The sequence below is a fragment of the Actinoalloteichus fjordicus genome (assembly GCF_001941625.1).
Classification (GTDB): domain Bacteria; phylum Actinomycetota; class Actinomycetes; order Mycobacteriales; family Pseudonocardiaceae; genus Actinoalloteichus_A; species Actinoalloteichus_A fjordicus.
Map to the genome: position 1 here is coordinate 4,726,266 of NZ_CP016076.1, position 23,225 is coordinate 4,749,490.

Genomic DNA, 23,225 nt, shown 5'->3' on the forward strand with positions numbered 1-23,225 from the left:
TGTCGGCGGGCCGGTGTCGGATCGCGCCGAGGCCGGGCGAACGGGAAGTCTGCGTCTGCGTGGTCATGTCGTAGATCCTGCGCCAGCGCTGATCATCGGCGGTAGTCACAACTGTCATGACTTCTTCTGACAACTGTCATGGATTTCGGATGACAAGTGTCACTGATCGCAGCCATGAGTCACGCTGACGAGGCGAGCGCCCGGCACGCGTCGCGAGCCGGTACCGCGTACGCCACGCCAACTCTCGGACCCGGCGCGCACGGTCTCCTCGGAAGTGGCGATGCCGCCTGCCGGGCCCTCGACGGGCGGCCACCGCACGAGGTCTCCCGCGCCGACCGGTCGGCCGTACAGCGGCCGCCCGACGACGGAGGACGCGTATGCGCGGGACGAGACGGGTGCGGTCAGCGCCGAGTGGGTCGTCCGGAGAAGCGGCGGGCCAGATTGTGGCTGGGTCGCTCCACGAAGCGGTAGCACAGCTCCACCGCCACCGCGGTGGCGGCGACGCCCGCGAGCAGGGTCACCCACAGCGGCGTCACGTCCACCAGTGCGCGCAGCACCGGGAACGCCACCACCGCGTGCATCAGGTACAGCGAGAAACTGCGTTCGGACAGCCAGGTCCACACCGCCCGCTGCCGGAGTCGATTCTCCATCCCCAGCCCGACCAGCATGATCAGCAGACCGAAGGCCAGCGGGGCTGGTCGCAGCACGAAGTCGTCGGCGAGGTCGAGGTGCGAGGACCAGACGTAGAGCCCCCAGCAGATCGCCAGGAAGAACCCGGCGAGCCACCCGTGGATCTTCTCGTTCCACCCGGCCCAGATGGCCTGTCCCATGACCGGGATCAGCAGATACGGCAGCTCGGAGGCCACCACGCCGAAGGTGCCGCCGAAGTGGTTGCCGAGCAGGATCAGCACGAGCAGGATCTCGATCTCGACCGCGATGGCGACCCAGATCCAACGACGCAGCAACGGGAGCATCGCCGCGAGGAGCAGGCAGAACAACAGCTCCACCGCCAGCGTCCACCCCACTCCGACGAAGGCGCCGAGCGGCCGTTGGAAGAAGTTGACGAGGGTGATGTTGGTGAGGATGTTCCCCAGCGTCACGTCGGGCTCGCTGCGCAGGACCAGCGGATGCAGGCCGACCGCCACGGCCGCAGCGCCGATCAGCACCGCGACGATCAGCGGCGGATAGAGCCGCATCAGCCGGTTCAACGTGAACCGACCGGTGCCCATCTTCAGCGCGATCGGCGTGATCACGAAGCCGCTGACCAGGAAGAACAGTGGGACCGCCGCAGCGCCGATCCCTTCCTCCCCCAGGTGCAGCGGCGGACCGATGAAGTAGTTGAACGCCGTGGTGAACCACGTCGGCCCGACCTCCTCCTGGAGAAAGAGGATGTCGACGTGTCCGTAGAACACCCAGAGGGCCGCGATGGCGCGGACGATGTCGATGAACACGATCCGCCGGGGACGCTTCGGTGCCGGGGGCGGTTCGGCGCCCTGCGCGGTGCCGGTCTCCGGCGGCTCCCGGACCGCCTTGAGCTGGACCGTCTCGTCGGCGGGCTCGGGCGGGGCGGGCTCGGGCGGGGCAGGCTTCGGCGGCGGCGCGGGCGGCGGATTCCTCGACTGCGGCGGCGCCTTCGGGCCCCCGGTGATCTCCTGGGTCTGGTCGAACTGCACGGTCTCCTCGACCGGCGCAGGCCGGGGCGGCAGCGGTTGTCGGCCCGCGCCGGGCGACGACGGCGGCACCACACCTGGCTCCCGCGCCAGGCCGGGTGATCGAGAATCGCCGAGGCTTCTGGGCGTGTCGGGCGTGTTCGGAGTCCGGGCAGCGGCGGGATTCCGGGGCAGGTCGGGACCTCGGGACGGCCCCGGCGGCGGAGCCGCACCGGGCTGCCGTAACGCCTCGGTCTGCGGCGGGCCGGTCGCCGCCCGGGGGCCAGCGGGTGATCTGCTCGCGCCGGTTCGCGCGTCGCCCCCGCCCGGTGCCGGTCCTCGATCGGGAAGCAGGCCGTCCGGCCGAATCGTCTCGACCCGCTCCGGCCCGTCGCCACGACGGGAGGCGGCGCCGCCCGGCCCGGCCTCGGATTCGGCGGGCCAGGGCACCCCGTCGAACTCGCGCACCGCACCGAATTCGCGAACCGCCGGAGGACGATGAGCGCTCTCGGGCACGGAGTCCGGTCGGCCCGGTTCGCGAGGCGCGGCCCGTCGCCGAGTCCTGGCAGGCGCGGCTCCGTCCGGTTCGCCCGGACCGCCTGCGGTCTCCTGTCGTCCCGACGACTCCGGCCCACGCGAGGCAGCCTCGCTCGGCCAGGCCTGCCGGTCGATCTCCCGCCGTCCGACCCGGCCGTTGCCACCGGAGTCCGGCGCCGGTGCCCGTCGTCGCCGTCCCCCCGTCTCCCCTGCCGGGACCGGATTCGGCAGTACGGCCCCGCCGGGCAGCAGCGGGTCGCCGGGCTCGACGAACCCGTCCAGCCCCGCCGAGCCTCCCGACGGACCCACGGGCTCGCCGGGCGGAACGAACTCACCGGGCGGAACGAATCCGCGCGGGGCGGGCTGCCCGTCCCGACGGGGTCTGCCGCCCGATGCCGCCGAGGTGTCCGGTCCGCCTACGACGTCCGGTTCAGGCCCGTCTGGTCGACCACGGTCCGCCGTCTGCCTGCGCGCCGATCCCGGCAGGGGTCTGTCAGCCATCTCAGCCATTTCGGTCTTCTCGGCGGGTGGGCCTGCACGAACGACCGTCACGGTAACCCATTTCGACCATTCCGTTACCCCGAACGTCCGACGCCGTCGGAGCCCGTACGGTGCGCGATCACCTCAGCCGCACGCGGGTTCGACGCTCGATCACAGCTCCACGTAGACGCGGCCTGTCTGGTCCGCCGGGTGCCCGTGGGAGGTGAGGAAGTAGTTCGGTCCTCGACGCCGCACCTCGGCCGGTGCCGGGAACCGCCCGGCCTGATCCGCCCGGACGAAGAAGGCGTTCACGCCGGCAAGCTCGCAGTGCACGAGGCGATATCCCTTGCGCTCGGCCAACTCCACAAGCGCCCCGAGCGAGGCGCCGAAGTAGTCCGTGCCGTCCCAGCCGGGTGCGTCGCGCGGCTGCACGAGCGCGCGATCCGGGTCGAGCGCGGAGTTGTACTCGATCACCACGACGCGCGGCCGATAGTCCGCCATGGCGTCCCACACCCAGTAGTCCCCACCGTCGATGTCGATCGACACGACGTCGGGTTCGGCCGGAACCTCGCCCTCGCGGAACAGCTCCTCGATCCGCTCCGGGGTGACCATGGCGTGCAGGGTTCGGACGCGGTCGTTCCAGCGGTATTTCTGGTGCAGGTGGTGATTGTGCGCCCCGTCGGCCTCCATGAACAGGCCGCGCCAGCCCAGGACGTCGGCGAGCGCGATGCAGTTGCCCTCGCGGCCGGTCTCGACCCCGAACTCGACGAAGAAGCCGTCGGTGACGCCGATGCGGCGCAGGATCTCCAGGATGACGCCGTCCTCGCCATTCTGGGAGAGCAGCTGGAACTCGTGTTCACTCAGGTCCGCCGAGCCCTCGACGACGCCGGGACCAGTGTCCAGCTCGCGAAGCCGTCTGCGGTACTCCGGCAGTGCCGCGTAGACCTGCGAGCGCCGAGCAAGATCGAACTCGGTCAACATCGAACGAAGATAGCAGCAACATGGTGGCCGGGAACCGAGTATGGACCACTACCCGCCTGCATCGCGCGGACGCGGGCGGGCGGGTCCCGGCTCTGCCGCAGCCGGGGCGAGGAGGCAGGACTCGTCGCCCGTCGCGTCGACGAGGCACATCGAACCGGCCCGACGGCTCGCCGGTCGGCGCACGTCTGATCCGAACAATCGCGCCACCGTGCCCGGACAGATCGGGGGCGACTTCACCTCGGTCTGAGGACCGGACGAGGACACGCTCGCGGCCCTCAGTCGAGACAGAACTCGTTGCCCTCGATGTCCTGCATCACGATGCAGGACTCGTTCTCGCCGTCGGCAAGCAGCGTGCGCACGTGTACCGCGCCGAGCGCGACCAGCCGGGCGCATTCGGCATCGAGGGTGGCGAGTCGCTCTGCACCCACGAGTCCGGCGCCTGCCCGCACATCGAGGTGCACCCGATTCTTGACAACTTTGCCTTCGGGAACGCGCTGGAAGTACAGCCTCGGCCCCACACCGGTGGGATCGATGCAGGCGAACGACGCGCCCTGCTGTTCCGGCGGCGACGAGCGGTCGAGATCGTCCCCGGCAGCAGGCTCCTCCGTCGGCGGTACGACGTACCCGAGCACGTCGCACCAGAAGCGAGCGAGGCGCTCGGCTTCTGCGCAGTCGAAGGTGACCTGGAACTGTCGGACCGCCGCCATCGGGCCATCCTAGGGACGCCTGCTGGTCACCGAGACCGATCCTCGGTGATCATCGGGGCAGGGGCTCCCGCGCGATGAGTCGGCGATGCACTCGACCCGGGTCGCATCCGGTCACGGCATGTCGCGGGATGCCGGGCGGCCGCCGACGGAACGGGACTCCGCGTGGCTCACCGGGATGGAAGGCCCGTCCTAGCCCGGCTGATCTCCGGTCGCCGCAGCGCCTCCGGCGCCGACTCCGGGGGCCGTGCCTGCGGGCGTGATGGCGTTCGCGACGCGGCGACCCGCCGTCCGCATGTGCTCCCCCATCGCCGCCGCTGCGCCGTCGGGGTCGCGGGCGGCCATCGCCGCGAAGACCCGCTCGTGCTCGGCGACGGCGAGGCGAGCGTGCCGCCCGTCCCGCAGCGCCCGTTCGACCCACACCCGCAGCAGCGACCGGGTGCTCTGGAGCAGCTCCTGCAACACCAGGTTGCCCGCCGCCTCGGCGATCTCCAGGTGGAAGAGCATGTCGGCCTCGACGAAGGCCTTGAGGTCGCCATCATCGTCCTGGTTGTCGCGCATCACCGTCAGCCTGCCACGCAGCCGTCCGACGCCCGCGTCGTCGATCCGTTCCGCCGCCAGGCGGGCGCAGTAGACCTCCAGGCCGTGCCGCACCTCGATCAGCTCACGGGTGCGCGGTTCGCCGAGCATCAGGCCCCAGCTCAGCGTGCGCGGCAGCAGTTCGGACACACTGCCCCGCAGGTAGGTGCCCGACCCGGGGCGGACGATCACGATCCCGAGGATCTCCAGGGCGGCCAGTGCCTCGCGGACGGCGGAGCGCCCCACCCCGAGCGAGGTGGCCAGCGAGCGTTCCGGGGGCAGTCGCGTCCCCGGCTCGATCTGGCCGCTGGTGAAGAAGTCGAGCAGCCGCTTGGCGACCTCGGAGACGACCGATCCCGTGGGCATGGCGCCGAGCGTGGTGCTCAGGTGCGCGGCGGAATCGTCAGGGTACGAGGGCACGAGCAACGATGCTACCAAGATCGATCCGCTCGGCTGCGCCTCCGTGGACTCCGTGGGCGGCGACGGCGCGCAGACACCGCACCCGTCGAGAAAAATTGGTCAACCGGTTGACAGGTTGACCGGAGCGCTCCAATACTGGCTCCCAGCACGCCCCGAACCGTCTCCCCCGGCCGCAGGCACGGGTGAACGGGAGCACGGCGGCACGCGAGAGCAGACAGCGTTGTCGGAACTCACGCGCGCTTCCTCCTCGCCCGAGGCATCTCGTCGCCGGGCCCGATCTCGATCGGGTTCGCCTCGGGACTCACCCGGCGAGAAGCGCGCAAAAGGAGTCAGTGTGGACACCATGAGCACCGCGCGTCACGGCGAGAGCGACGTGGCGAGATCGGCGATCCGCAAGGTCGCCGTTCGACTTGTTCCGTTCGTCGCCCTGATGTTCTTCATCAACTACCTGGATCGCACGGCGATCGGGTTCGCGGCGCCGAACGGCATGAATGACGATCTCGCCCTCTCGGCGGCTCAGTTCGGCTTCGCCTCCGGCGTGTTCTTCATCGGCTACATCATCTTGGAAGTGCCGAGCAATCTCGCCCTGCACCGCTTCGGCGCCCGCCGATGGCTCGCCAGGATCATGGTCACCTGGGGCATCGTCGCGCTGCTCTTCACCTGGGTGCAGGACTTCACCCAGCTCGCCGTCCTCCGGTTCCTGCTCGGCGTCGCCGAGGCGGGCTTCTTCCCCGGCGCGATCCTGTTCCTCAGCCTCTGGGTCCCCGCCCGCTATCGCAGCCGCATCCTGGCGCTGTTCTACCTGGCCCAGCCGCTGACCACGGTCATCGGCGCCCCGCTCGCCGGCGTGCTGATCCAGCAGGACGGGACGTTCTTCGGCCTCGAGGGCTGGCGGTTCATGTTCTTCGCCGTCGCCCTGCCCGCGATCATCGTCGGCGTCATCGCCTGGTTCTACCTGGCCGACCGCCCCGCCGACGCGAAGTGGCTCACCAAGGCGGAACAGACCTGGCTGACCAGGGAGCTCGAGGCCGAGCACAAGAGCAAGGCGCCCTCCGACGGCAGGCATCCCGGCATTCGGTCCGTGTTCGGCAACGGCCGGGTCTGGCTGCTCTCCCTGATCTACTTCGGCTTCATCTACGGCCTCTACACGCTGGCCTTCTTCCTGCCCGCGATCATCGCCGAGTTCGAGGCACGGTTCGGCACGACGTTCAACGTCCTGCAGGAAGGCCTGATCACAGCGATCCCGTACCTGCCTGCCGCGGTCGTCCTCTACCTGTGGTCGAGGGACGCGACCCGACGCGGCCTGCGGACCTGGCACATCGCGGTGCCCGCCTTCGCAGGCGCGGTGAGCATCCCGCTCGCGTTGTTCGCGGGCTCCCCGGTACTGACGATCGCGATCATCACGGTCACCGCCTGCGCCATCTTCGCGGCACTGCCCAACTTCTGGACGCTGCCGACCCGGTTCCTCACCGGGGTGGCCGCAGCCGCAGGCATCGCGCTGATCAACACGATGGGCAACCTCGCGGGCTTCGCCGCGCCCTACATCACCGGAGCGCTCTTCGACTGGACCGGCGGCTACGTCCTGCCGATGTTCGTCGTCGGCGGATTCATGCTCCTCTCCGGCGTCCTGATGGTGGTCCTGGCCCGTCGAGGCCAGGTCGACGAGCCCCCGAGCGTCGCCGCGTCGCACGCAGACGGGCCGACGGCCGACCGGTAGCCGCGCGACCGCCCATCCGACGTCTCGCTGTCCCGACGCCGCCGTCAGGAGATCATCGTCATGACCCGTCTCTTCAACGACCCGACCGACTTCGCCGAGGAACTCGTCGACGGCCTGGTCGCGGCGCACCAGAACCGAATCCGCCGCGTACCCGGCGGCGTGGTGCGCACTGACCGCGCGGCGCCGGGCACGGTGGCCGTCGTCATCGGCGGCGGCTCCGGGCACCATCCCGCGTTCGGCGGGCTGGTCGGCGCCGGGCTCGCCCACGGCGCGGCGATGGGCGATCTCTTCGCCTCGCCGTCCGCACGCCAGATCCGCTCGGTCGCCGAGGCCGTCGACGCGGGCGGCGGCGTGCTGCTCTCCTACGGCAACTACGCGGGCGACGTCCTGCATTTCGGCCTGGCTCAGGAGCAGCTCCACGCCGCGGGCATCCCGTGTCGATCGGTGGCCGTGACCGACGACGTCGCCAGCGCCGACGAGGCGCGACGGGCCGATCGGCGCGGCATCGCGGGCGACCTGGTGGTGTTCAAGGCGGCATCGGCCGCCGCCGAGGCGGGCTACGACCTCGACGCGGTCGCCCGCGTCGCCGCCCACGCCAACGACCGCACCCGCTCCTTCGGCGTGGCCTTCACCGGCTGCACCCTGCCCGGCGCCGCCGAGCCGCTGTTCACCGTTCCGCCCGGCCGGATGGCGGTGGGGATGGGCATCCACGGGGAGCCGGGCATCGGCGAACAGGACGTCCCGACGGCGGACGAGTTAGCCGAGCTCTTCGTCACCACCCTGCTCGCGGAGATCCCCGCCGACGTCACCGAGACCGGTGATCGACGGGCGGCGGTCCTGCTCAACGGCCTGGGCTCGGTCAAGTACGAGGAGCTGTTCGTCGTGTATCGGCGGGTGGCCGCGCTGCTGGCCGAGGCGGGGGTGGAGATCATCGAACCCGAAGTCGGCGAGCTGGTGACCAGCTTCGACATGGCCGGGGTCTCCCTCACGCTGACCTGGTTGGACGACGAGCTGGCGCGTTTCTGGCAGGCACCCGCCGACGCGCCCGCCTATCGCAAGGGCGGCGCGACGCAGGCGGGCGGGACGGCGCCGACCGGCCCGGCCGCCGGGACGGCGGTGCACGTCACCGGCTCGGCCGCGCAGGCGGGGACGACCGACTCCGCAGGCTCGGCCGGAACCACGCCGGGCGAGCAGGTCGGGGCCACGGCCGCCGAGCAGGCAGGCTCCTCGGTGCCCGCCACCGAGGAGTCGCGCGCCGCCGCCGTCCGGGTGCTCGCCGCGCTCACCGCCGTCCGCGACGCGATCGAGGACGCCGCCGAGGAGCTGGGGCGGATCGACGCGGTGGCGGGCGACGGCGATCACGGCATCGGGATGACCCGAGGAGCGCGAGCCTGCGTCGACGCCGCCGAGGCCGCCGTCGACTCTGGCGCAGGCGCGGGCACCACGCTGGGTCGGGGGGCCGAGGCCTGGGCGGACCGTGCGGGCGGCACCTCCGGCGCCCTGTGGGGGGCGGCCCTGACGGCGCTCGGCGCCGCACTCGGCGACCAGTCCCGGCCCGACGGACCCGCCGTCGTCACCGGGGTGACGGCAGCCGAGACGGCCGTGCGCCGGTTGGGCGGCGCCGAGGTCGGCGACAAGACCATGATCGACGTCCTCACGCCCTTCGCCTCGGCCCTGAGCAGCCAGATCACCGCCGGAACGGCTCTGCCGGATGCCTGGGGAAGCGCGGCCGTCGTCGCAGACCGGGCCGCCGCCGACACCTCGGCTCTGCTCCCCAGACGGGGCCGTGCCCGGCCGCTGGCCGAGAAGAGCCTCGGGACGCCTGACGCGGGAGCGGTGTCGCTCGCACTGATCGTCCGGGCGGTGCACGGCGTGCTGACCGACCGCTGACCCCCACACCGTCTCATCGCGAAGGAGGAAACGATCATGGCCGACAGGCTCCGCATCATCGTGGGATCGGACGACGCGGGTTTCGAGTACAAGGAGGCCCTGAAGCAGGATCTCGCGGCCAGCGACCTCGTCGAGTCCGTCCAGGACGTCGGCGTGGACGCCGAGAGTCGGACGGCGTATCCGCACGTCGCCGTCGCGGCAGCGGAACTCGTCGCGTCCGGTGCGGCGGATCGGGCGCTGCTGATCTGCGGCACCGGTCTCGGCGTCGCCATCGCCGCGAACAAGGTTCCCGGCATTCGCGCGGTCACCGCTCATGACAGCTTCTCGGTCGAGCGGTCGGTGCTCAGCAACAACGCCCAGGTGTTGACCTTCGGGCAGCGCGTGATCGGCCTGGAACTCGCACGCAGGCTGGCCAGGGAGTGGCTGACCTACCGCTTCGACGAGGACTCCGCCTCGGCGGCGAAGGTCCGGCTGATCTCCGACTACGACCAGGGCGGGTCGGCCGCCGGGAGTCGGGCGTCATGACCACGGCGGACGAGGCCGCACCGCTCACCATCGGCATCAGCCTCAAGATGTACTTCGGCCACCGGCAGACGCTGGCCTGGAGTCGCGAGGTGGTGGCCATCGCCCGCCGTCATCGGGCGGTGCGGGACGGGCTCGCGACCCTGGTGCTGCTGCCCTCGTTCCCCGCGCTGACGTCGGTACTGGACGAGTGCCGGGACTCCGGCGTCCAGGTCGGCGCGCAGGACCTGTCCTGGGCTGATGCGGGTGCCTTCACCGGCGAGGTCAGCGGGACGCAGCTGCGCGAGATCGGCTGCACCCATGCCGAGGTCGGCCATGCCGAACGACGCAGGCTGCTCGGCGAGGACGAGGAGATGATCGCCGCCAAGACCGCCGCGGCGCTGCGCAACGGGCTCGTGCCGCTGCTGTGTGTCGGGGAGGCCGAGCGAGGTTCGGCGCGGGTCGCCGCGTCCACCTCGGTGGCGCAGGTGGAGTCGGCGTTGAGCGCGGCCCGCCGCGCCGAGATCCTCGGCCCGATCACGGTGGCCTACGAGCCGCAGTGGGCGATCGGCGCCGCCGAGCCCGCCGAGCCCGCGCACGTCCGAGAGGTCGGCACGGCCCTGCGCCGCCATCTGGCCGCCGACCCGATGCTGACCGGGAGCCGGGTCGTCTACGGCGGCAGCGCGGGCCCCGGCCTGCTGACCGAGCTGGCCGACGGGGTGGACGGGCTGTTCCTCGGACGGTTCGCTCACGACCCGGCGGCGGTGGAGTCGATCCTCGACGAGGCGGCGGCGCTGGGAGCCGGGCGAGGGGTGCGGGCATGACGATCGGCCTGAGCACCTACGCGTTCTTCTGGCGGCTGTCCGATCGGATGCCGCGACCGCTGTCCTTGACCGAGGCGCTGGCGGAGACCCGCGCGCTCGGAGTCTCGCTCTTCCAGATCTGCGACCATCCGGAGCTGGAGCGGATGTCGACGGCCGAGCTGCGCGAACTGCGGACGGTGGCCGACGGACTGGGACTGACGCTCGAACTCGGCACCAGGGGTCTGCATCCGGATCACCTCCGCCGATACCTGGAGATCGCCCGCATCCTCGACGTCCGGCTGCTGCGCTCGATGATGAACTCCGGCGAGGACCGACCGTCCCCCGAGACGGCGGAGGACCGGCTTCGCACGGTCCTGCCCGAGTTCGCGGCGCAGGGCGTGACGCTGGCGTTGGAGACCTACGAGCAGGTGCCCACCGCCACCCTGCTGCGGCTGATCGAACGCATCGACAGCCCGAACCTGGGCGTCTGCCTCGATCCCGGCAATGTCGTCGCCGCCCTCGAACACCCGGTGAGCGTCGTCGAGACCACCGCGTCCCGCGTGGTCAACGTGCACGTCAAGGACTTCGCCTTCAGCCGGAAGGACGGCTGGGTCGGCTTCACGCTCGCGGGTGCCCCGCTCGGCACCGGCCTCCTGGACTACGACCACCTGATCAGGACGGTCGACCCGGAGGCACGGGGCGTCAACCAGGTGATCGAGCACTGGCTGCCCTGGCAGGGCGACCCGGCGACGACCCGACTGCTGGAAGAGCAGTGGACCAGACACAACATCGAGTTCCTCAAGGAGCGGACATCATGACGGCAGCACCAGCAGGACCCTTGACCATCGCCGTCATCGGCGCGGGCGGCAAGATGGGGATGCGCGTCTCGGACAATCTCGTCAGGACCGATCACCTCGTCCGCTACTGCGAGACCTCGGAGGCGGGCAGGCAGCGCGTGCAGCAGGCGGGCCGGGAGGTCACCGACGCGGTGACCGCCGTCCCGGACGCCGACGTGGTGATCCTCGCGGTGCCCGACATCGCGCTGGGTCCGGTGTCGGCGGACCTGGTCCCGCAGCTCAAGGCGGGCGCCGTGGTGCTCACCCTCGACCCGGCCGCCGCCTACGCCGGGCTGCTGACCAAGCGGTCGGACCTGGAGTACGTCGTCGCCCACCCGTGCCATCCCTCGGTGTTCCTGGAGCGCACGACGCCCGAGGAGTATGCGGACACCTTCGGCGGCATCGCGGCCCCGCAGGACGTGGTGGCGGCCATCGAATCCGGCGACGAGGCTAAGCGGGCGCTCGCCGAGTCGGTCGTGCGAGTGATGTACGCCCCGGTGCTGGACGTGCACTGGGTGACGGTCAAGCAGCTCGCCTACCTGGAGCCGACGCTGGTCGAGACGGTGGCGTGCATGGTGGGCGACCTCCTCAACGAGGCGCTCAAGGAGACCGTGCACACCGTCGGGGTCCCGGAGGCCGCCGCCCGCGCGATGCTGCTCGGCCACACCCAGGTCGCGCTGGCCAACACGCTCAAGGGCGACAACCCGTTCTCCGACGCGTGTCTCATCGCGATGGACTACGGCCGCGAGACGATCATCAAGGGCGACTGGAAGAAGATCTTCAACGACGAGCAGCTCGACACCGTGATCGCCAGGATGCTGCATCTGAACGACAAGGGCTGATCGTCGGATGTGCAGGCGCCCGGCGGGCCGTGGGTCCGCCGGGCGGCTGGCGTGTTCGAATCGTCGGCGACCCGCGTGGTGCGGGCGTCGACGTCCTGCGGTGTCGCCGATCTGTTGAGCAGGGCCGGGAACACGGTCACCGCTCGGATGGTCCGCGAACCCGACGAGCGGTGGGATCGGGTTCCGCAGGCGTATCTGCTGGCGACGAAATCGGGACGGCCGTGACCGACCGTTTCGCGTCCGTCCGTTCGCGACGGGGGTCGGGACCGGGCGCCGATCGGAATATGCAGGCAGCCGGGAAGGCCGCCGTGGTCGGGAAACGGCCTGGTGACGCGCTGCGGCAAGAACGGCGCTGCGCTGAGAAAGGGCAGTGCCCGAGAACGACAAGTGCCTGCGAGCGGCAGTACCCGCCACCGCGACGCCGATCGGCGAACAGCAGGGCACGAGCCCCCGCAGCGCCCGGCCCCGTGACCCGGAGCCGGGCGCAGGTACGGCCTCAGGCTGCCGGCTTCACAGCCGATCGAGGACCCAGGTCGCGAGTTCCTCGGTGATCACGCAGTGCGGGGTGTTCATGCTCGAGTAGACGAAGTCGTCGAACGCGCTCTCCTCCATGGGGAGACCGGAGACGTCGACGAACAGATCACCGGCGCCGTCGAGGTCCCCGAAGCCGAGGGCGCTCAGGGTGGGCACGAAGTTGACCGAGCGGTGGAAGACCTCCGCTGCGCCGTATCGGTTGAGGACGTCGGCAAGGATGCCGAAGGACTCCAGGGTGCCGCCGGGCGCGCCGTCGATGGCGGGGAGGTCGCTGGTGACGATGTCCTTCGGCTTGCCGAGCGCCGCACGCAGCTCCGCTACGAGGACGTCGCTGCCTTCCGCCTGGGTCAGGAGATTCGTGCCCTTGAACAGCGGACCGGTGACCTTCAGCGCCACCTCGCCCGGCGGGACCCCGTTGCCTGCGCCGTTGCCCGCGCCGTTGGCGACGACGAGCTTGCGGGGGCGGGCGGGCCAGGCGCCGAGGCGATTCAGATCAGCGAGGAGTTCCCTCCGGAGGGCGCCTGTGGCGGGCACCTCGTCTTCCGAGCCGATGTGGCGCCACAACAGCTGCCGGGCGGCCGGACTGTTGATCTGGTCGGCGAAGGCCGGGCTGCGGTAGTGCGCGAAGGCCTGGAGGGCGATCGGGATGGCGGCACCACCGTGCGGGCCGTCATAGGAGAGATAAGTGGCGGTCTGATGGTCCAGCCGCATGTGATGGCGTTCGCAGGTCGAGCTGCTCACGCCGCGGTCGTCTCCACTGTGGACCGCCGTTCTCCCGGGACGTCGACTGCGCGGGAAGCAGCTGCCCACAAAGGATTCCTCGGCCACGGGTGCGGCACCGAGACACCGCGCGAGGACGCGACCGGCAGCGGGGTCCGGCACCCCGACCGTCCGAGCGGACCGAGCCCGATGCCGAGGATTACCCCGATATGGTCTATACCACTGCGGTCTCCGCTGGACACACTGACCGGGCACTGACAACGACGACGATGGCGGTGGATCACGATCATGCGAGACAGCGACACGACGCGACGCCGGTTTCTCGCGGCGCTGGGCATCACCGGGACCACGGCGGTGCTGGCCGCCGCGACGGGGGCGGGTGCCGCTGCCGCGACGACCGCAGGCGGCGGGCACCCCGCGGGCGGCCCGGGCGGCGCGGCGTCCGCGGCCGCAGCGTCCGCAGGCGCGACGGGCAGGCAGCCGCAGCCGGTGTACCTGGGCAGCTTCGGGTGGACCGATCCGCCGGGGCGCGGCCTCGACGTCGCGAGCCGGGACATCGACGGGCGGATCACGCTGGTCGGGACCGTGGCGGACGTGCCGGACGCCTCCTCGCTGGCGTTCTCGGCCGACCGCCGGTTCCTCTACACCGTGAACGAACTCGTCCCCACCGGTCGGGTCACCGCACTGAGCCTGGCCGACCCGTTCTCGCCCACGATCATCAACAGCAGATCCACGCTGGGCGCCGGACCCACGCACCTGAGCGTGCATCCCAGCGGGCGCTTCCTGCTCACGGCGAACTACACGGCGGGCTCCGTCGTGGTGCATCCGCTGGCCGAGGACGGGTCGATCGGCGAGGCCACCGATCTGGCCCAGCACGTCGGCGCCGAGCGGGACCCGCACGCCCACCAGGTTCTCGTCGACCCGTCCGGCGAGCATGTGATCGCGGTGGACCTCGGGGCGGACTCCGTGTACGTGTACTCGCTGGACCTTCAGGCAGGCACCTTCGCCGAGGAGCAGCAGCTCATCCTCACCTCGGGCAGCGGGCCGCGTCACCTCGCCTTCCATCCCGACGGCGGACACGCCTACGTCCTCGCCGAGCTGGCCTCCACGATCACCGTCCTCCACTGGGATGCGACCACGGGGCGCTTCACCGAGGGGCCGACGATCAGCAGCCGCGCGGCGGACGCGACCGGAGAGAACTTCCCGGCCGAGATCGCCGTCTCCGCCGACGGCCGCTTCGTCTACGCCTCCAATAGAGGGGACGACGACATCGCCGTCTTCGCGGTCGCCGAGAACGGCGCGTCGCTGCGGCTGCTCGACACCGTCGCCACCGGCGGCGCCTGGCCCCGACACTTCGCGCTGGACCCCGGAGAGGACGGGCTCTTCGTGGCGAACCAGAACTCCGGCACGCTCACCCGGCTGCCGCGCGATGCGGTGACCGGGCTCCTGTCGCCCGCCGAGACGCTCGCCGAGGTGCCGGGCGTCTGCGTGGTGGCCTTCCTCGGCTGATCCCGCATGCCGGCCGATCGTCTGTGGGGCGAACGGAGGGCCGTCCGTGTTCGGACGCCGCTCCGTTCGCTCCCCGCGCGAGTTCGCCTGACGAGGTCTCCAGACGAGGTCGGCGACGGCCGGAGGCTGCGGGTCAGCTCCGGCGCACCGCAACGGCGTCGATCTCGACCAGGATTCCCGCCAGCGTGCTGCCCACCGTGGTCCGCACCGGATGCGGTGCGGTGAAGCGCCGACCGTAGGCGAGGTCGTACGCGGCGAAGTCACGGTCCAGGTGTTGCAGATGAACGGTCGTCTTCACCACGTCGGACAGGCCGAGGCCCACGGCGGCCAACGCCCACTCGACGTTGTCGATCACCTGCTCGGTCTGGGCCTCGACGCCGTCGGGGATCGCCCCGGTGGCGGGGTCCTGTGGGCCGAAGCCCGCCGTGAAGACGAGCGTCCCGGTGTCGATCACGTGACTGTAGGCCCCGGCGGGCTTGGGCAGGTCGGGGCTGGTGATGGCGGTCCAGGTCATGCAGGCACTCCACTCTCTCGATGGTCGGTTCTTCGGCGCGGTCATCGGGCAGTTCAGCAGGCCACGCCCCGGATGTCGACCTGTTCCCATGCTGCCTATCGACCGGGGCTCGGCGACCGAGTCCGGCGATCCCCCGCCGCGAGCACCTCCCGCACCGCGTCGAGCACCAGCCGGTCCTCCCCCGGTTCCAGGGTCTGCGGATTCAGTGCGACGGCCTCACCCGCCACGCCGACGGCGATGTGCGGATCGCGATCCCAGAGCGCGTCGACGAGCGAGTCCCTGGTCCAGCCCGATGCCGGTTCCAGCCAGAGCAGGGCCCGGCCGTGCGGCTGGCCCGCCTCACTGGGATAGCCCCGCGCCACCCGCACACCCGTGATCCCGGCCAGACCGTCGATCCAGCGCCGCACCGACTCCTCATACGCCGCCAGCAGCGCCGTCTCGTCCTGGGCCAGCGTCCACTCCAGGGCGGCGAGCACCCCGAGCAGCTCCTCCTTGCCGACCTTCATGCCCCGGCCGAACGCGTGGTGCGGACTGCCGTGCAGGCGAGCCCCCTCGACGATCTCGCGGCGCCCCAGCACCAGGCCCGCCGACTGCGGGCCGCGTAGTCCCTTGCCACCGCTGAGGATCACCGCGTCGGCACCGAGTTCCGTCGTGTAGTGCCACAGCGAGGCGACCGGCGGAAGCTGGGCCGCCGCGTCCACGATCACCGGCACCTCCGCCGTCTGCGCCGCCGCGATGACCTCGGTGAGCGGCGGGGCGCCCGAGGCGTAGTGCTCGCCCGCGAACCACAGCAGGCAGGCGGTGTCCGGCCCGAGCGCCCGCCGAAGCGAGCCCGAGTCCGCGCCGAACTCGACGACCGCCACACCGAGCTGCCGGACGGCGTAGTCGTACGGGTTGCGCTGACTCGCACAGATCGCGACCCGTGGGCGCGACGGGCCGATGGGCGGGAACGACTCGCGGGCCGTCGGCTCCGGCCCGGTCACGCAGCCCGCGACGCTCAGGGTCAGGCCCGAGGCGGCGCCGGAGGTGACGTAGGCCGCCTCGTTCCCGGTGAGCATCGCCAGCCGCTCGCCCACCCTGCGCTGCAATTCCGTCACGTCGACGAACTGTCGAGACGCCTGGGCCATCGCGTCGATCACCGGCGGCGCCGGTAGTGAGCCGCCGAGCCGGGTGAGGGTGGCCGCGGCATTGATCACCGGCCGCAGCCCGAGTGCCCGGTAGACCGAGGCGGCCTGCCCCGGCGAGTCGACACCGGTGCAGGCCGGGGCATCGACCGCCGGGAGCCCGCCCGGCCCGGCGCCGCCCGGCACGCTGCCCGCTCGCCCGCTCACGGCAGCTCCGAGACGAAGCGGGCCAGCGTCTCGACCCCCAGCCGGTCGGCCAGCCAGCCGTCCATGGCGACCGCGTCGGCGGCGTCCTCATCAGTGAGTCGGTAGGTCTCCACGTCAGCCCCGAGTGCCCGCACCAGCTCCGCCGTCCAGGGTGCCGCACCGCTGGGCACACTCAGCAGCGTCGCCGCCCGCACGGACTCGGCGTGCCGGGCGGGATCGAACAACGCCAGCGTCCTGGTCACCAGCGGCTCGTCCTGCGGACGCAGGCGGAGCAGGTCGTTGAGCTCCTCCAGCGGGTATTCGCCGGTGGTGTGCCGCCGGACCTGCGCGGCGTGCAGCAGGGCGCCGGTGACCCGCGCGGCGGTGAAGACCGGCCTGCGTGCGGCGGTGGTGAGCACCAGGTCGTCCCCGGTGATGCCGATGCGCGCCGGATCGACCTCCGGCCGGGCGGCGAGCACCTCGGCGGCCCGCAGGCAGTCGGCCAGGATCGCGCGGTAGACGAACGTGATCGGGTCCTCGATGCCGAGGGTGAACAGCCCCGGATACCGGGCGCGGAAGGGACTGTCGGCCCGGCGCTGTCCCCGATGCATGGGGGTGAGCACCACATAGCGCAGTCGGTCGTTGTAGTGCGGGGCGTGGTTGACGCTGCCATGACGCGGCAGTTCCAGCAGGCCCGGGAACGGGCCCGGTCCCGTCGGCACGCTGAGGTAGCCGAAGAGCCGATGGGAGTCCAGGCTGCTGAACCGGATCTCGTATCCGGTGAAGTGCTCGGTGGACCTCGCCGGGACCGGGTCGAGCACTGGTCGGGCGGGAAAGCCCGCGAGGTCGGCGTCCAGTTCCGTCCAGAAGGTGTCGAACTCGCTCACGCGTGGGCTCCGTCCCTCGTGCCTGCCGGATTCAGGTGTCCGTCGAGGAACCTCTCCACCTCGGGGATCACCCAGCGCAGTCCCGCGTCGTGTCCGCAGCGCGGGAAGGTGTGCAGCTCCTTGACGCCGCCGAGGGCGCGGTAGACCGCGAAGCCGGTCTCCGGCGGGCAGACGTCGTCTTCCAGCCCCAGATACACCAGCGAGGGCGCCTGCACGGCGGGGGCGAAGTTCATTCCGTCGTAGTAGGCCACCGTCTCGGTGACGGCGTCCGTCAGGTCGGGGTGGACGCGCAGGAACTCGGTGATCTCCTCGTAGGGATAGGAGTGCGTCAACCGGGTGGCGTCCATGATCCCGCAGAGGTAGGGAGCACCGGCGGCGAAGGCCTTGACGACTCCCGGCCGCAGTGCGGCGGCGATGATGCCGAGGCCGCCGCCCTGGCTGGACCCCCAGATGCCGATGCGCTCGGTGTCCACCTGCGGAAGCGCGGCGACCACGTCGAGGGCTCGCACCACGTCGAGGTAGAAGCCCCGGTAGGCGTAGGCGAATCGATCGGTGATGTCGGCGGTCAGCAGTCCCGGATAGCCGGGATTGACGACCTCGTTCGACCGCAGCTTGCCTCGGGGCGCCAGGCCGAGGGTGAGGTAGCCGCGTTCGGACCACGACTTGAGGATCGAGGGCTCGGAGATGTAGCCGGGAATGTGCACGACGGCGGGCAGCGGGCCGGTTCGGGCCGCGTCGACGGGCATGGTGCACCAGGCCGCGACGCGCACGTCCTGGAAGCCGGTGTAGTGCAGTTCGTAGACGTCGACGCGGTCGGTGGAGCGCTCCGGCAGGTGCGTCAAGGCCGGTCGGGCCGGGACGTCGTCGAGCAGGCGCAGCGTCTCGGTCCAGAAGTCCTCGAAGTCGGCGGGGCGTGGCACGTCGACACTCGCCGCCTCGAGACCTCTCGATCGGCTGTTCCCAGTCATGGTCAGGATCGCCTTCCTGTAGTCGGTCCGCACGCGTGGCGGTCGGTTCGCGGATCGGCCGCCTCGTGGGGTCGAGCGGTTCGTGGGGTCGATCAGCAGGCGGGGATCGGCGCCGACACGTGCGGTGCGTACAGCGAGGTGCCGGTGTCGGCTGCGAAGAAGTGCGCCCGCTCGGACCGCAGGACCACCGAGACGGCGTTGTCGATGCCGACGCGGAACGGCGCGGGCACCCGGGCCTTGAGCAGCTCACCGCCGAGATCGACGGTGACCAGCACGTCGGCGCCCAACGGCTCGGCGACGAACACCGTGCCGCGCAGGCCCGCATCCTCCGGTTCGTTCTCGGCGGCCGAGGCGGGGCGAAGCAGCACGTCCTCCGGCCGGATGCCCAGCACCACCCGACCGGCGGGGAAGTCCGACGCGGCCCGCGCCGCCTCCTCGGTGAGGACGACGGCCGCTCCGGCGCTGTGGAAGACCCGGTGCCCGTCGACGTCGCGCAGCTCGCCGGTGACGAAGTTCATCGGCGGCGAGCCCATGAAGGAGGCGACGAACATGTTCGCCGGCCGGCCGTAGATGTCCTCCGGCGGGGCGCACTGCTGGAGCACCCCGCCCTTCATCACGGCGATCCGGTCCGACATCGTCATCGCCTCGACCTGGTCGTGGGTGACGTAGATGAAGGTGCGCGAGAGATCGGCGTGCAGGCGCTTCAACTCGACGCGCATGTCGCCCCGCAGTTGCGCGTCCAGATTGGACAGCGGCTCGTCGAGGAGATAGGCGCCCGCGTCGCGGACGATGGCCCGGCCCAGCGCGACCCGTTGTCGTTGACCGCCGGACAACTCCCTCGGCTTGCGGCCGAGCAGCTCGGAGATGCCCAGCGAGGCGGCGGTGCGGGCGACCCGTTCGCCGATCTCGGCCCTGGGCACCCGCATCATCTGCAGGGCGAAGCCGATGTTCTGCTCGACGGTCTTGTGCGGATAGAGCGCGTAGCTCTGGAAGACCATCGAGACGTCCCGTTTGTTGGCGGGCAGGTAGCCCACCGGCTCGTCGTCGAAGTAGACCTCGCCCGCGCCGACCTTCTCCAGGCCGCAGATCATCCGCAGCGTGGTGGACTTGCCGCAGCCCGACGGGCCGACCAGGGTCAGGAACTCCCGATCCTCGATCGTCAGGTCGAGGTCGTCGACGACGACGTTGTCGCCGAAGGCCTTGTGCAGGCTCTCCAATCGGACCTGAGCCATCTCTCGTCTCCTCGTCTCGTCGGCGTCGCGTCGGCGGGCCCGGAGGCCGCCTGGCCGGTCATCCCTTGACGGAGCCCGCCGCCATGCCCTGCACGATCAGCCGCTGGAAGATCAGCACCAGGATCAGCGGGGGCACCACGGCCACCACGCCCGCCGCCGCCATCAGGGTGAACTGGGTGTTCATGTCCGTGGCGAAGTTGGCGGCGACCACCGGGATCGTCTTGGCCGCCTCGGTGGACGTCATGAACAGGGCGAACATGAACTCGCTCCAGGCGGTCATGAACGAGAACACCGCCGCCGCGACCAACCCCGGCGCCGCCACCGGGAGGAACACCGACCACATGGTGCGGAACCAGCCGCAGCGATCGACCCTGGCGGCGTCCTCCAGCTCACGCGGCACCGCCCGGAAGAAGTCCTTGAGCACCCAGATCGTCACCGGGAGCGAGAACGTCAGGTAGGACAGGATCAAGGCCCAGTAGGTGTCCAGCAGGCCCATCGAGCGGATCATCAGGTAGAACGGGATGATGATCGCGATGCTCGGCACCATCCTGGTGATCAGGTAGCCGATGAGCAGCAGCCGCCCGCCGGTGAAGCGCAGCCGGGAGAACGAGTAGGCGGCGGGCACCGCGAGCACCAGGTTGAGCAGTGCCGTCGCGGAGGCCACGATCATGCTGTTGCCCAGCGCGAACGGCGTCTCCCTGATGGCCCGACCGCCGACCAGCGCCTGACTCTCGTCCGGTCGCAGGAAGCTCAGGTAGTTGTCCAGAGTGGGGTGCGGCGGAATCCAGTTCGGCGGCACCGAGATCGCGTCGACCTCGCGCATGAAGCTCATCGCGAAGATCCAGTAGAACGGCAGCACCAGATACAGGACTAAGAACGCGGCCAGCGTGTAGACGACGATCTTCTTCCAGGGGACCCGATATCGGAGCGGGACGGCCCGGCGCGGTCGGGACGGCCGCGGGCGCGGCGGCCGCACGTCCGGCGGCGGCACGTTCGGCGTGGTCATACCTCGAAGCTCCCCTTCCGATAGAGGGCCGCGACGTATCCCACGGAGATGATCAGCGTGAAGGCGGTGATCACCCAGGAGTAGGCGCTGCCGAGGCCGAAGTCGGTGTAGGTGAGGGCGGTGCGCACGTTGAGCACGGCGATGATGCTGGTGGCGTCGCCCGGCCCGCCGCCGGTGAGCACGTAGATCGTGTCGAAGGCCCGGAAGGCGTTCATCGTCTCCAGGATCAGGACGATCAGCAGCGGATGCAGCAGCCACGGCAGGGTGATCTGGCGGAAGCGCTGGAACACCCCGGCGCGGTCGACCTTCGCCGCGTCGTAGAGATCCGACGGGATGGTGGACAGCCCGGCGAGGAGCAGGATCACCGCGAACGGCAGCGTGTTCCAGACCTGCGCGAAGGCGGTCAGGAAGAACGCCCCCGACGGCGAGGACAGCCACGCCTGATAGCTGTCGATCAGGCCGAGGTCGGTGAGCAGGCCGTTGAGCGCCCCGGTGTTGGCATCGAAGATGGTCCGCCACATCAGGCCGTTGACCACGCCCGGCATCGCCCACGGCAGCAGCGCCAGACTGCGCAGCACACCCCGCCCGAGGAAGCTCTCGTTGAGCACCAGCGCGAGGATCATCGCCAGGACGACGGTCATCGAGACCACCAGCACCACGAACAGTCCGGTGGTGCGCAGGGAGCTCAGGAACGTCGGGTCCCGCCACAGCGCGAAGTAGTTCTCCAGCCCGATGAACCTCGTGTCGTCGGGCCGCTTGAGGTTCTGCTGGTGCAGGCTCACCCAGAACGAGTAGCCGATCGGGTAGGCGACCAGGGAGAACAGGACGATCAGCGCGGGGCCGTTCATCGCGTAGGCACGCAGCGTGTCGCTGGCGGCGTTCCCGAATCGGCGGCGTCGTCGCCTGTCTGCGGGGGCCGGTGGCGCTGCCGGTGGCGCGGGGCTGGCCATCATCGGCTCCTACTCGTAGCGGCGGGCGAGAGATCGGGCGGCTCGCTCCAGCTCGGCAGAGCCCTGGGCGGGGGTGCGGTCCCCGGTGAACACCTGCTGCACGGTGCGCTGCAACGTCGCCTCGAACTCCGCGTACCAGGGCACCGCGACGACGCTGCGCGCCCGCGCGACGCTCGCCAGGTAGGCGTAGATCTCGGGATCGGCGAAGGTGCTCAGGGACTCGACGATCTCGGGATCGTCGGCCAGATCGGTGAAGGCGAACCCGAGGCCGCGCTCCAGGAACCAGAATCGCGCCGTATAGGGCGATCCGTCGTCGTCGAGCCCGCCCATGTAGTGCAGCAGGCGCTCCGCCTTCTCCTGGACGTCGGTCTCCAGGTTGAGGCAGTACATCCGGGAGTTGCTGACCGTGCCCTCGGTGCGGCCGTCGATGCTGGGGATCGGGGCGAGTCGCATCGCCCCGGCCGTGTTCGACACCGCCGGATCGTTGTAGTTGCGCAGCGAGTACCGGGGCTGGATGGTGAAGGCGTACTGGCCCGCCATCATCGCGTTGTCCATCGGCACCGGGAGCGTCTGCACGGAGGCCGGGTCGAGCACCTGGGAGTCGGCACTCACCCGCAGCAGCCAGTCGAGTACCGCCGTCGTCGCCGAACCGGGCAGGTTCATCACCGGCTGGAAGTCCTCGTCGAACAGGTCGGCCTCGTTGGCGTAGACCAGCGCCCAGATCCACATCAACGCGGTGTCGGAGAGCTGCGCAGGCAGGCCGATCGGATGTTCGAGCAGCCCGGCCCGTTTGACGGCCAGCGCCTGCTCCTCCAGCTCGTCGAGCGTGGTGGGCGGGGTGTCGTAGCCTGCCTCGGCGAGGATGTCGGCGTTGTAGATCAACGCCTGGGAGTCGGTGTAGTAGGGCAGTCCGTACCGCCTGCCCTGATACGTCATGGCCTGGGCGACCGACGGGTAGATCGCCTGATATACCTCGTCGATTCCGGCGAGTTCGTCTAATGGCTGGAGATATCGCGCTTCCACCGAACTGGCCAACGAGTCGTCGTACATGTAGAGCACATCCGGACCGCCGCCGCCCATGAACTCGGCGGTGAGCTTCTGAATGAACTGGGCACTGGTGATGGGGGCATAGTCCACTTCGACATCCGGGTTCAAGCGGATGAATCGATCAACGTTCTGCTGCACGAGCTGCGCCTCGTAGTCCCAGCCCTCGAATCGGACGGCACCGCGCCGGGTCGGCCCCGCGCAGCCCGCCAGCGGCACCATCGCGGGCAGCGCGAGCCCCAGAACAGCTGTTTTCAGCAGACTTCTTCGGTCCATGCCACCGCTCCTCCTACGAGAGTCCGGCCGAGGGAGGTGACCGACTCATCGATAACGACCGAGGTTCGTTAATGGTCCGTTTGTGGGTTGCGAGTGACGATGCCCGATGGTTCGAGACAAGTCAACGGGGCAGGGCGAATATGTCCGATAAAGTCGGGGCAGGGCGAGCTGCCACGATTCAGCCGAAACGGGACGGTCACTCCCGGGCAACCGGACCGTTCATTCACTAGACCATTCGGGGCGGATCGAGCATTTATGTCACCCGGTTCGTATCGTCCGCCAATGACGAGTCGCGAATCCGGTATGCGGGAGTCCGGGAGCGCCCGGGCTGTCCGT

Annotated in this window: 21 protein-coding genes; 8 read left to right on the plus strand and 13 right to left on the minus strand. The window is 70.5% G+C overall.

Going from position 1 to position 23,225, the window contains the following annotated elements; translation table 11 throughout:
- Positions 1 to 401: 401 nt before the first annotated feature.
- The 4 genes from UA74_RS20045 to UA74_RS20065 all read right to left on the minus strand — a co-directional run bounded on the left by UA74_RS20045 (position 402) and on the right by UA74_RS20065 (position 5,350).
- Complete coding sequence (locus tag UA74_RS20045) at positions 402 to 2,687, minus strand: acyltransferase family protein (protein WP_198042793.1); 2,286 nt, start codon at positions 2,685 to 2,687, stop codon at positions 402 to 404.
- Between the two features lie 150 nt (positions 2,688 to 2,837).
- Positions 2,838 to 3,647 (minus strand): hypothetical protein, encoded by an 810-nt coding sequence (locus UA74_RS20050; RefSeq protein ID WP_083683384.1) that lies wholly within the window; start codon positions 3,645 to 3,647, stop codon positions 2,838 to 2,840.
- 275 nt (positions 3,648 to 3,922) lie between these two features.
- Positions 3,923 to 4,354: a VOC family protein gene (locus UA74_RS20060; protein ID WP_075741642.1), complete on the minus strand. Its 432-nt coding sequence runs from the start codon at positions 4,352 to 4,354 to the stop codon at positions 3,923 to 3,925.
- Between the two features lie 189 nt (positions 4,355 to 4,543).
- Positions 4,544 to 5,350, minus strand: coding sequence for a FadR/GntR family transcriptional regulator (locus UA74_RS20065; protein WP_075741643.1), 807 nt, complete (start codon positions 5,348 to 5,350; stop codon positions 4,544 to 4,546).
- Between the two features lie 343 nt (positions 5,351 to 5,693).
- Between UA74_RS20065 and UA74_RS20070 the strand changes: the two genes are divergently transcribed.
- Genes UA74_RS20070 through UA74_RS20100 form a run of 7 tightly spaced genes read left to right on the plus strand, consistent with a single transcriptional unit; the run spans position 5,694 to position 12,164 of the window.
- The gene (locus UA74_RS20070) at positions 5,694 to 7,067 is read left to right on the plus strand and encodes an MFS transporter (RefSeq protein ID WP_075765152.1); all 1,374 of its coding nucleotides are present in this window, start codon (positions 5,694 to 5,696) and stop codon (positions 7,065 to 7,067) included.
- A 60-nt stretch (positions 7,068 to 7,127) separates the two neighbouring features.
- Positions 7,128 to 8,957, plus strand: a complete 1,830-nt coding sequence (locus UA74_RS20075) for a dihydroxyacetone kinase family protein (protein WP_075765154.1) — start codon at positions 7,128 to 7,130, stop codon at positions 8,955 to 8,957.
- Between the two features lie 36 nt (positions 8,958 to 8,993).
- Positions 8,994 to 9,482, plus strand: a complete 489-nt coding sequence (locus UA74_RS20080) for a ribose-5-phosphate isomerase (RefSeq protein ID WP_075765156.1) — start codon at positions 8,994 to 8,996, stop codon at positions 9,480 to 9,482.
- Positions 9,479 to 10,282 (plus strand): triose-phosphate isomerase family protein, encoded by an 804-nt coding sequence (locus UA74_RS20085; RefSeq protein WP_075765158.1) that lies wholly within the window; start codon positions 9,479 to 9,481, stop codon positions 10,280 to 10,282. Before UA74_RS20080 ends, UA74_RS20085 begins: the two co-directional genes overlap by 4 nt.
- Entirely contained in the window at positions 10,279 to 11,079 is an 801-nt protein-coding gene (locus tag UA74_RS20090; RefSeq protein WP_075765160.1) for a sugar phosphate isomerase/epimerase family protein, read from the plus strand. The genes UA74_RS20085 and UA74_RS20090 overlap by 4 nt, the downstream gene beginning before the upstream one ends.
- A complete protein-coding gene (locus UA74_RS20095; protein ID WP_075765162.1) occupies positions 11,076 to 11,939 on the plus strand; it encodes a phosphogluconate dehydrogenase C-terminal domain-containing protein in 864 nt (287 codons plus the stop codon). The genes UA74_RS20090 and UA74_RS20095 overlap by 4 nt, the downstream gene beginning before the upstream one ends.
- Before the next feature lie 51 nt (positions 11,940 to 11,990).
- Positions 11,991 to 12,164: a hypothetical protein gene (locus UA74_RS20100; RefSeq protein ID WP_157442290.1), complete on the plus strand. Its 174-nt coding sequence runs from the start codon at positions 11,991 to 11,993 to the stop codon at positions 12,162 to 12,164.
- A gap of 285 nt (positions 12,165 to 12,449) precedes the next feature.
- On the opposite strand, the gene UA74_RS20105 is transcribed toward UA74_RS20100, so the two are convergent.
- Entirely contained in the window at positions 12,450 to 13,214 is a 765-nt protein-coding gene (locus tag UA74_RS20105) for a hypothetical protein (RefSeq protein WP_075765166.1), read from the minus strand.
- Positions 13,215 to 13,481: 267 nt separating this feature from the next.
- Here UA74_RS20105 and UA74_RS20110 point away from each other — a divergent pair, with 267 nt between their 5' ends.
- Positions 13,482 to 14,702 (plus strand): lactonase family protein, encoded by a 1,221-nt coding sequence (locus UA74_RS20110; RefSeq protein WP_083683386.1) that lies wholly within the window; start codon positions 13,482 to 13,484, stop codon positions 14,700 to 14,702.
- Positions 14,703 to 14,835: 133 nt separating this feature from the next.
- Here UA74_RS20110 and UA74_RS20115 read toward each other — a convergent pair whose 3' ends face one another.
- The 8 genes from UA74_RS20115 to UA74_RS20150 all read right to left on the minus strand — a co-directional run bounded on the left by UA74_RS20115 (position 14,836) and on the right by UA74_RS20150 (position 22,889).
- On the minus strand, positions 14,836 to 15,216 hold the full coding sequence (locus tag UA74_RS20115) for a RidA family protein (RefSeq protein WP_075765168.1): 381 nt from the start codon (positions 15,214 to 15,216) through the stop codon (positions 14,836 to 14,838).
- 95 nt (positions 15,217 to 15,311) lie between these two features.
- On the minus strand, positions 15,312 to 16,547 hold the full coding sequence (locus tag UA74_RS20120) for an aminotransferase class V-fold PLP-dependent enzyme (RefSeq protein ID WP_075765170.1): 1,236 nt from the start codon (positions 16,545 to 16,547) through the stop codon (positions 15,312 to 15,314).
- Positions 16,544 to 17,413 (minus strand): acetylxylan esterase, encoded by an 870-nt coding sequence (locus tag UA74_RS20125; RefSeq protein ID WP_075765172.1) that lies wholly within the window; start codon positions 17,411 to 17,413, stop codon positions 16,544 to 16,546. The genes UA74_RS20120 and UA74_RS20125 overlap by 4 nt, the downstream gene beginning before the upstream one ends.
- Entirely contained in the window at positions 17,410 to 18,333 is a 924-nt protein-coding gene (locus tag UA74_RS20130; RefSeq protein ID WP_198042794.1) for an acetylxylan esterase, read from the minus strand. Before UA74_RS20130 ends, UA74_RS20125 begins: the two co-directional genes overlap by 4 nt.
- Before the next feature lie 140 nt (positions 18,334 to 18,473).
- Positions 18,474 to 19,613, minus strand: a complete 1,140-nt coding sequence (locus tag UA74_RS20135) for an ABC transporter ATP-binding protein (RefSeq protein WP_075744017.1) — start codon at positions 19,611 to 19,613, stop codon at positions 18,474 to 18,476.
- Positions 19,614 to 19,671: 58 nt separating this feature from the next.
- On the minus strand, positions 19,672 to 20,619 hold the full coding sequence (locus UA74_RS20140) for a carbohydrate ABC transporter permease (RefSeq protein WP_083683387.1): 948 nt from the start codon (positions 20,617 to 20,619) through the stop codon (positions 19,672 to 19,674).
- Positions 20,616 to 21,467, minus strand: coding sequence for a carbohydrate ABC transporter permease (locus UA74_RS20145; protein WP_198042795.1), 852 nt, complete (start codon positions 21,465 to 21,467; stop codon positions 20,616 to 20,618). The genes UA74_RS20140 and UA74_RS20145 overlap by 4 nt, the downstream gene beginning before the upstream one ends.
- 111 nt (positions 21,468 to 21,578) lie before the next feature.
- Entirely contained in the window at positions 21,579 to 22,889 is a 1,311-nt protein-coding gene (locus UA74_RS20150) for an extracellular solute-binding protein (RefSeq protein WP_083683390.1), read from the minus strand.
- Positions 22,890 to 23,225 lie beyond the last annotated feature (336 nt).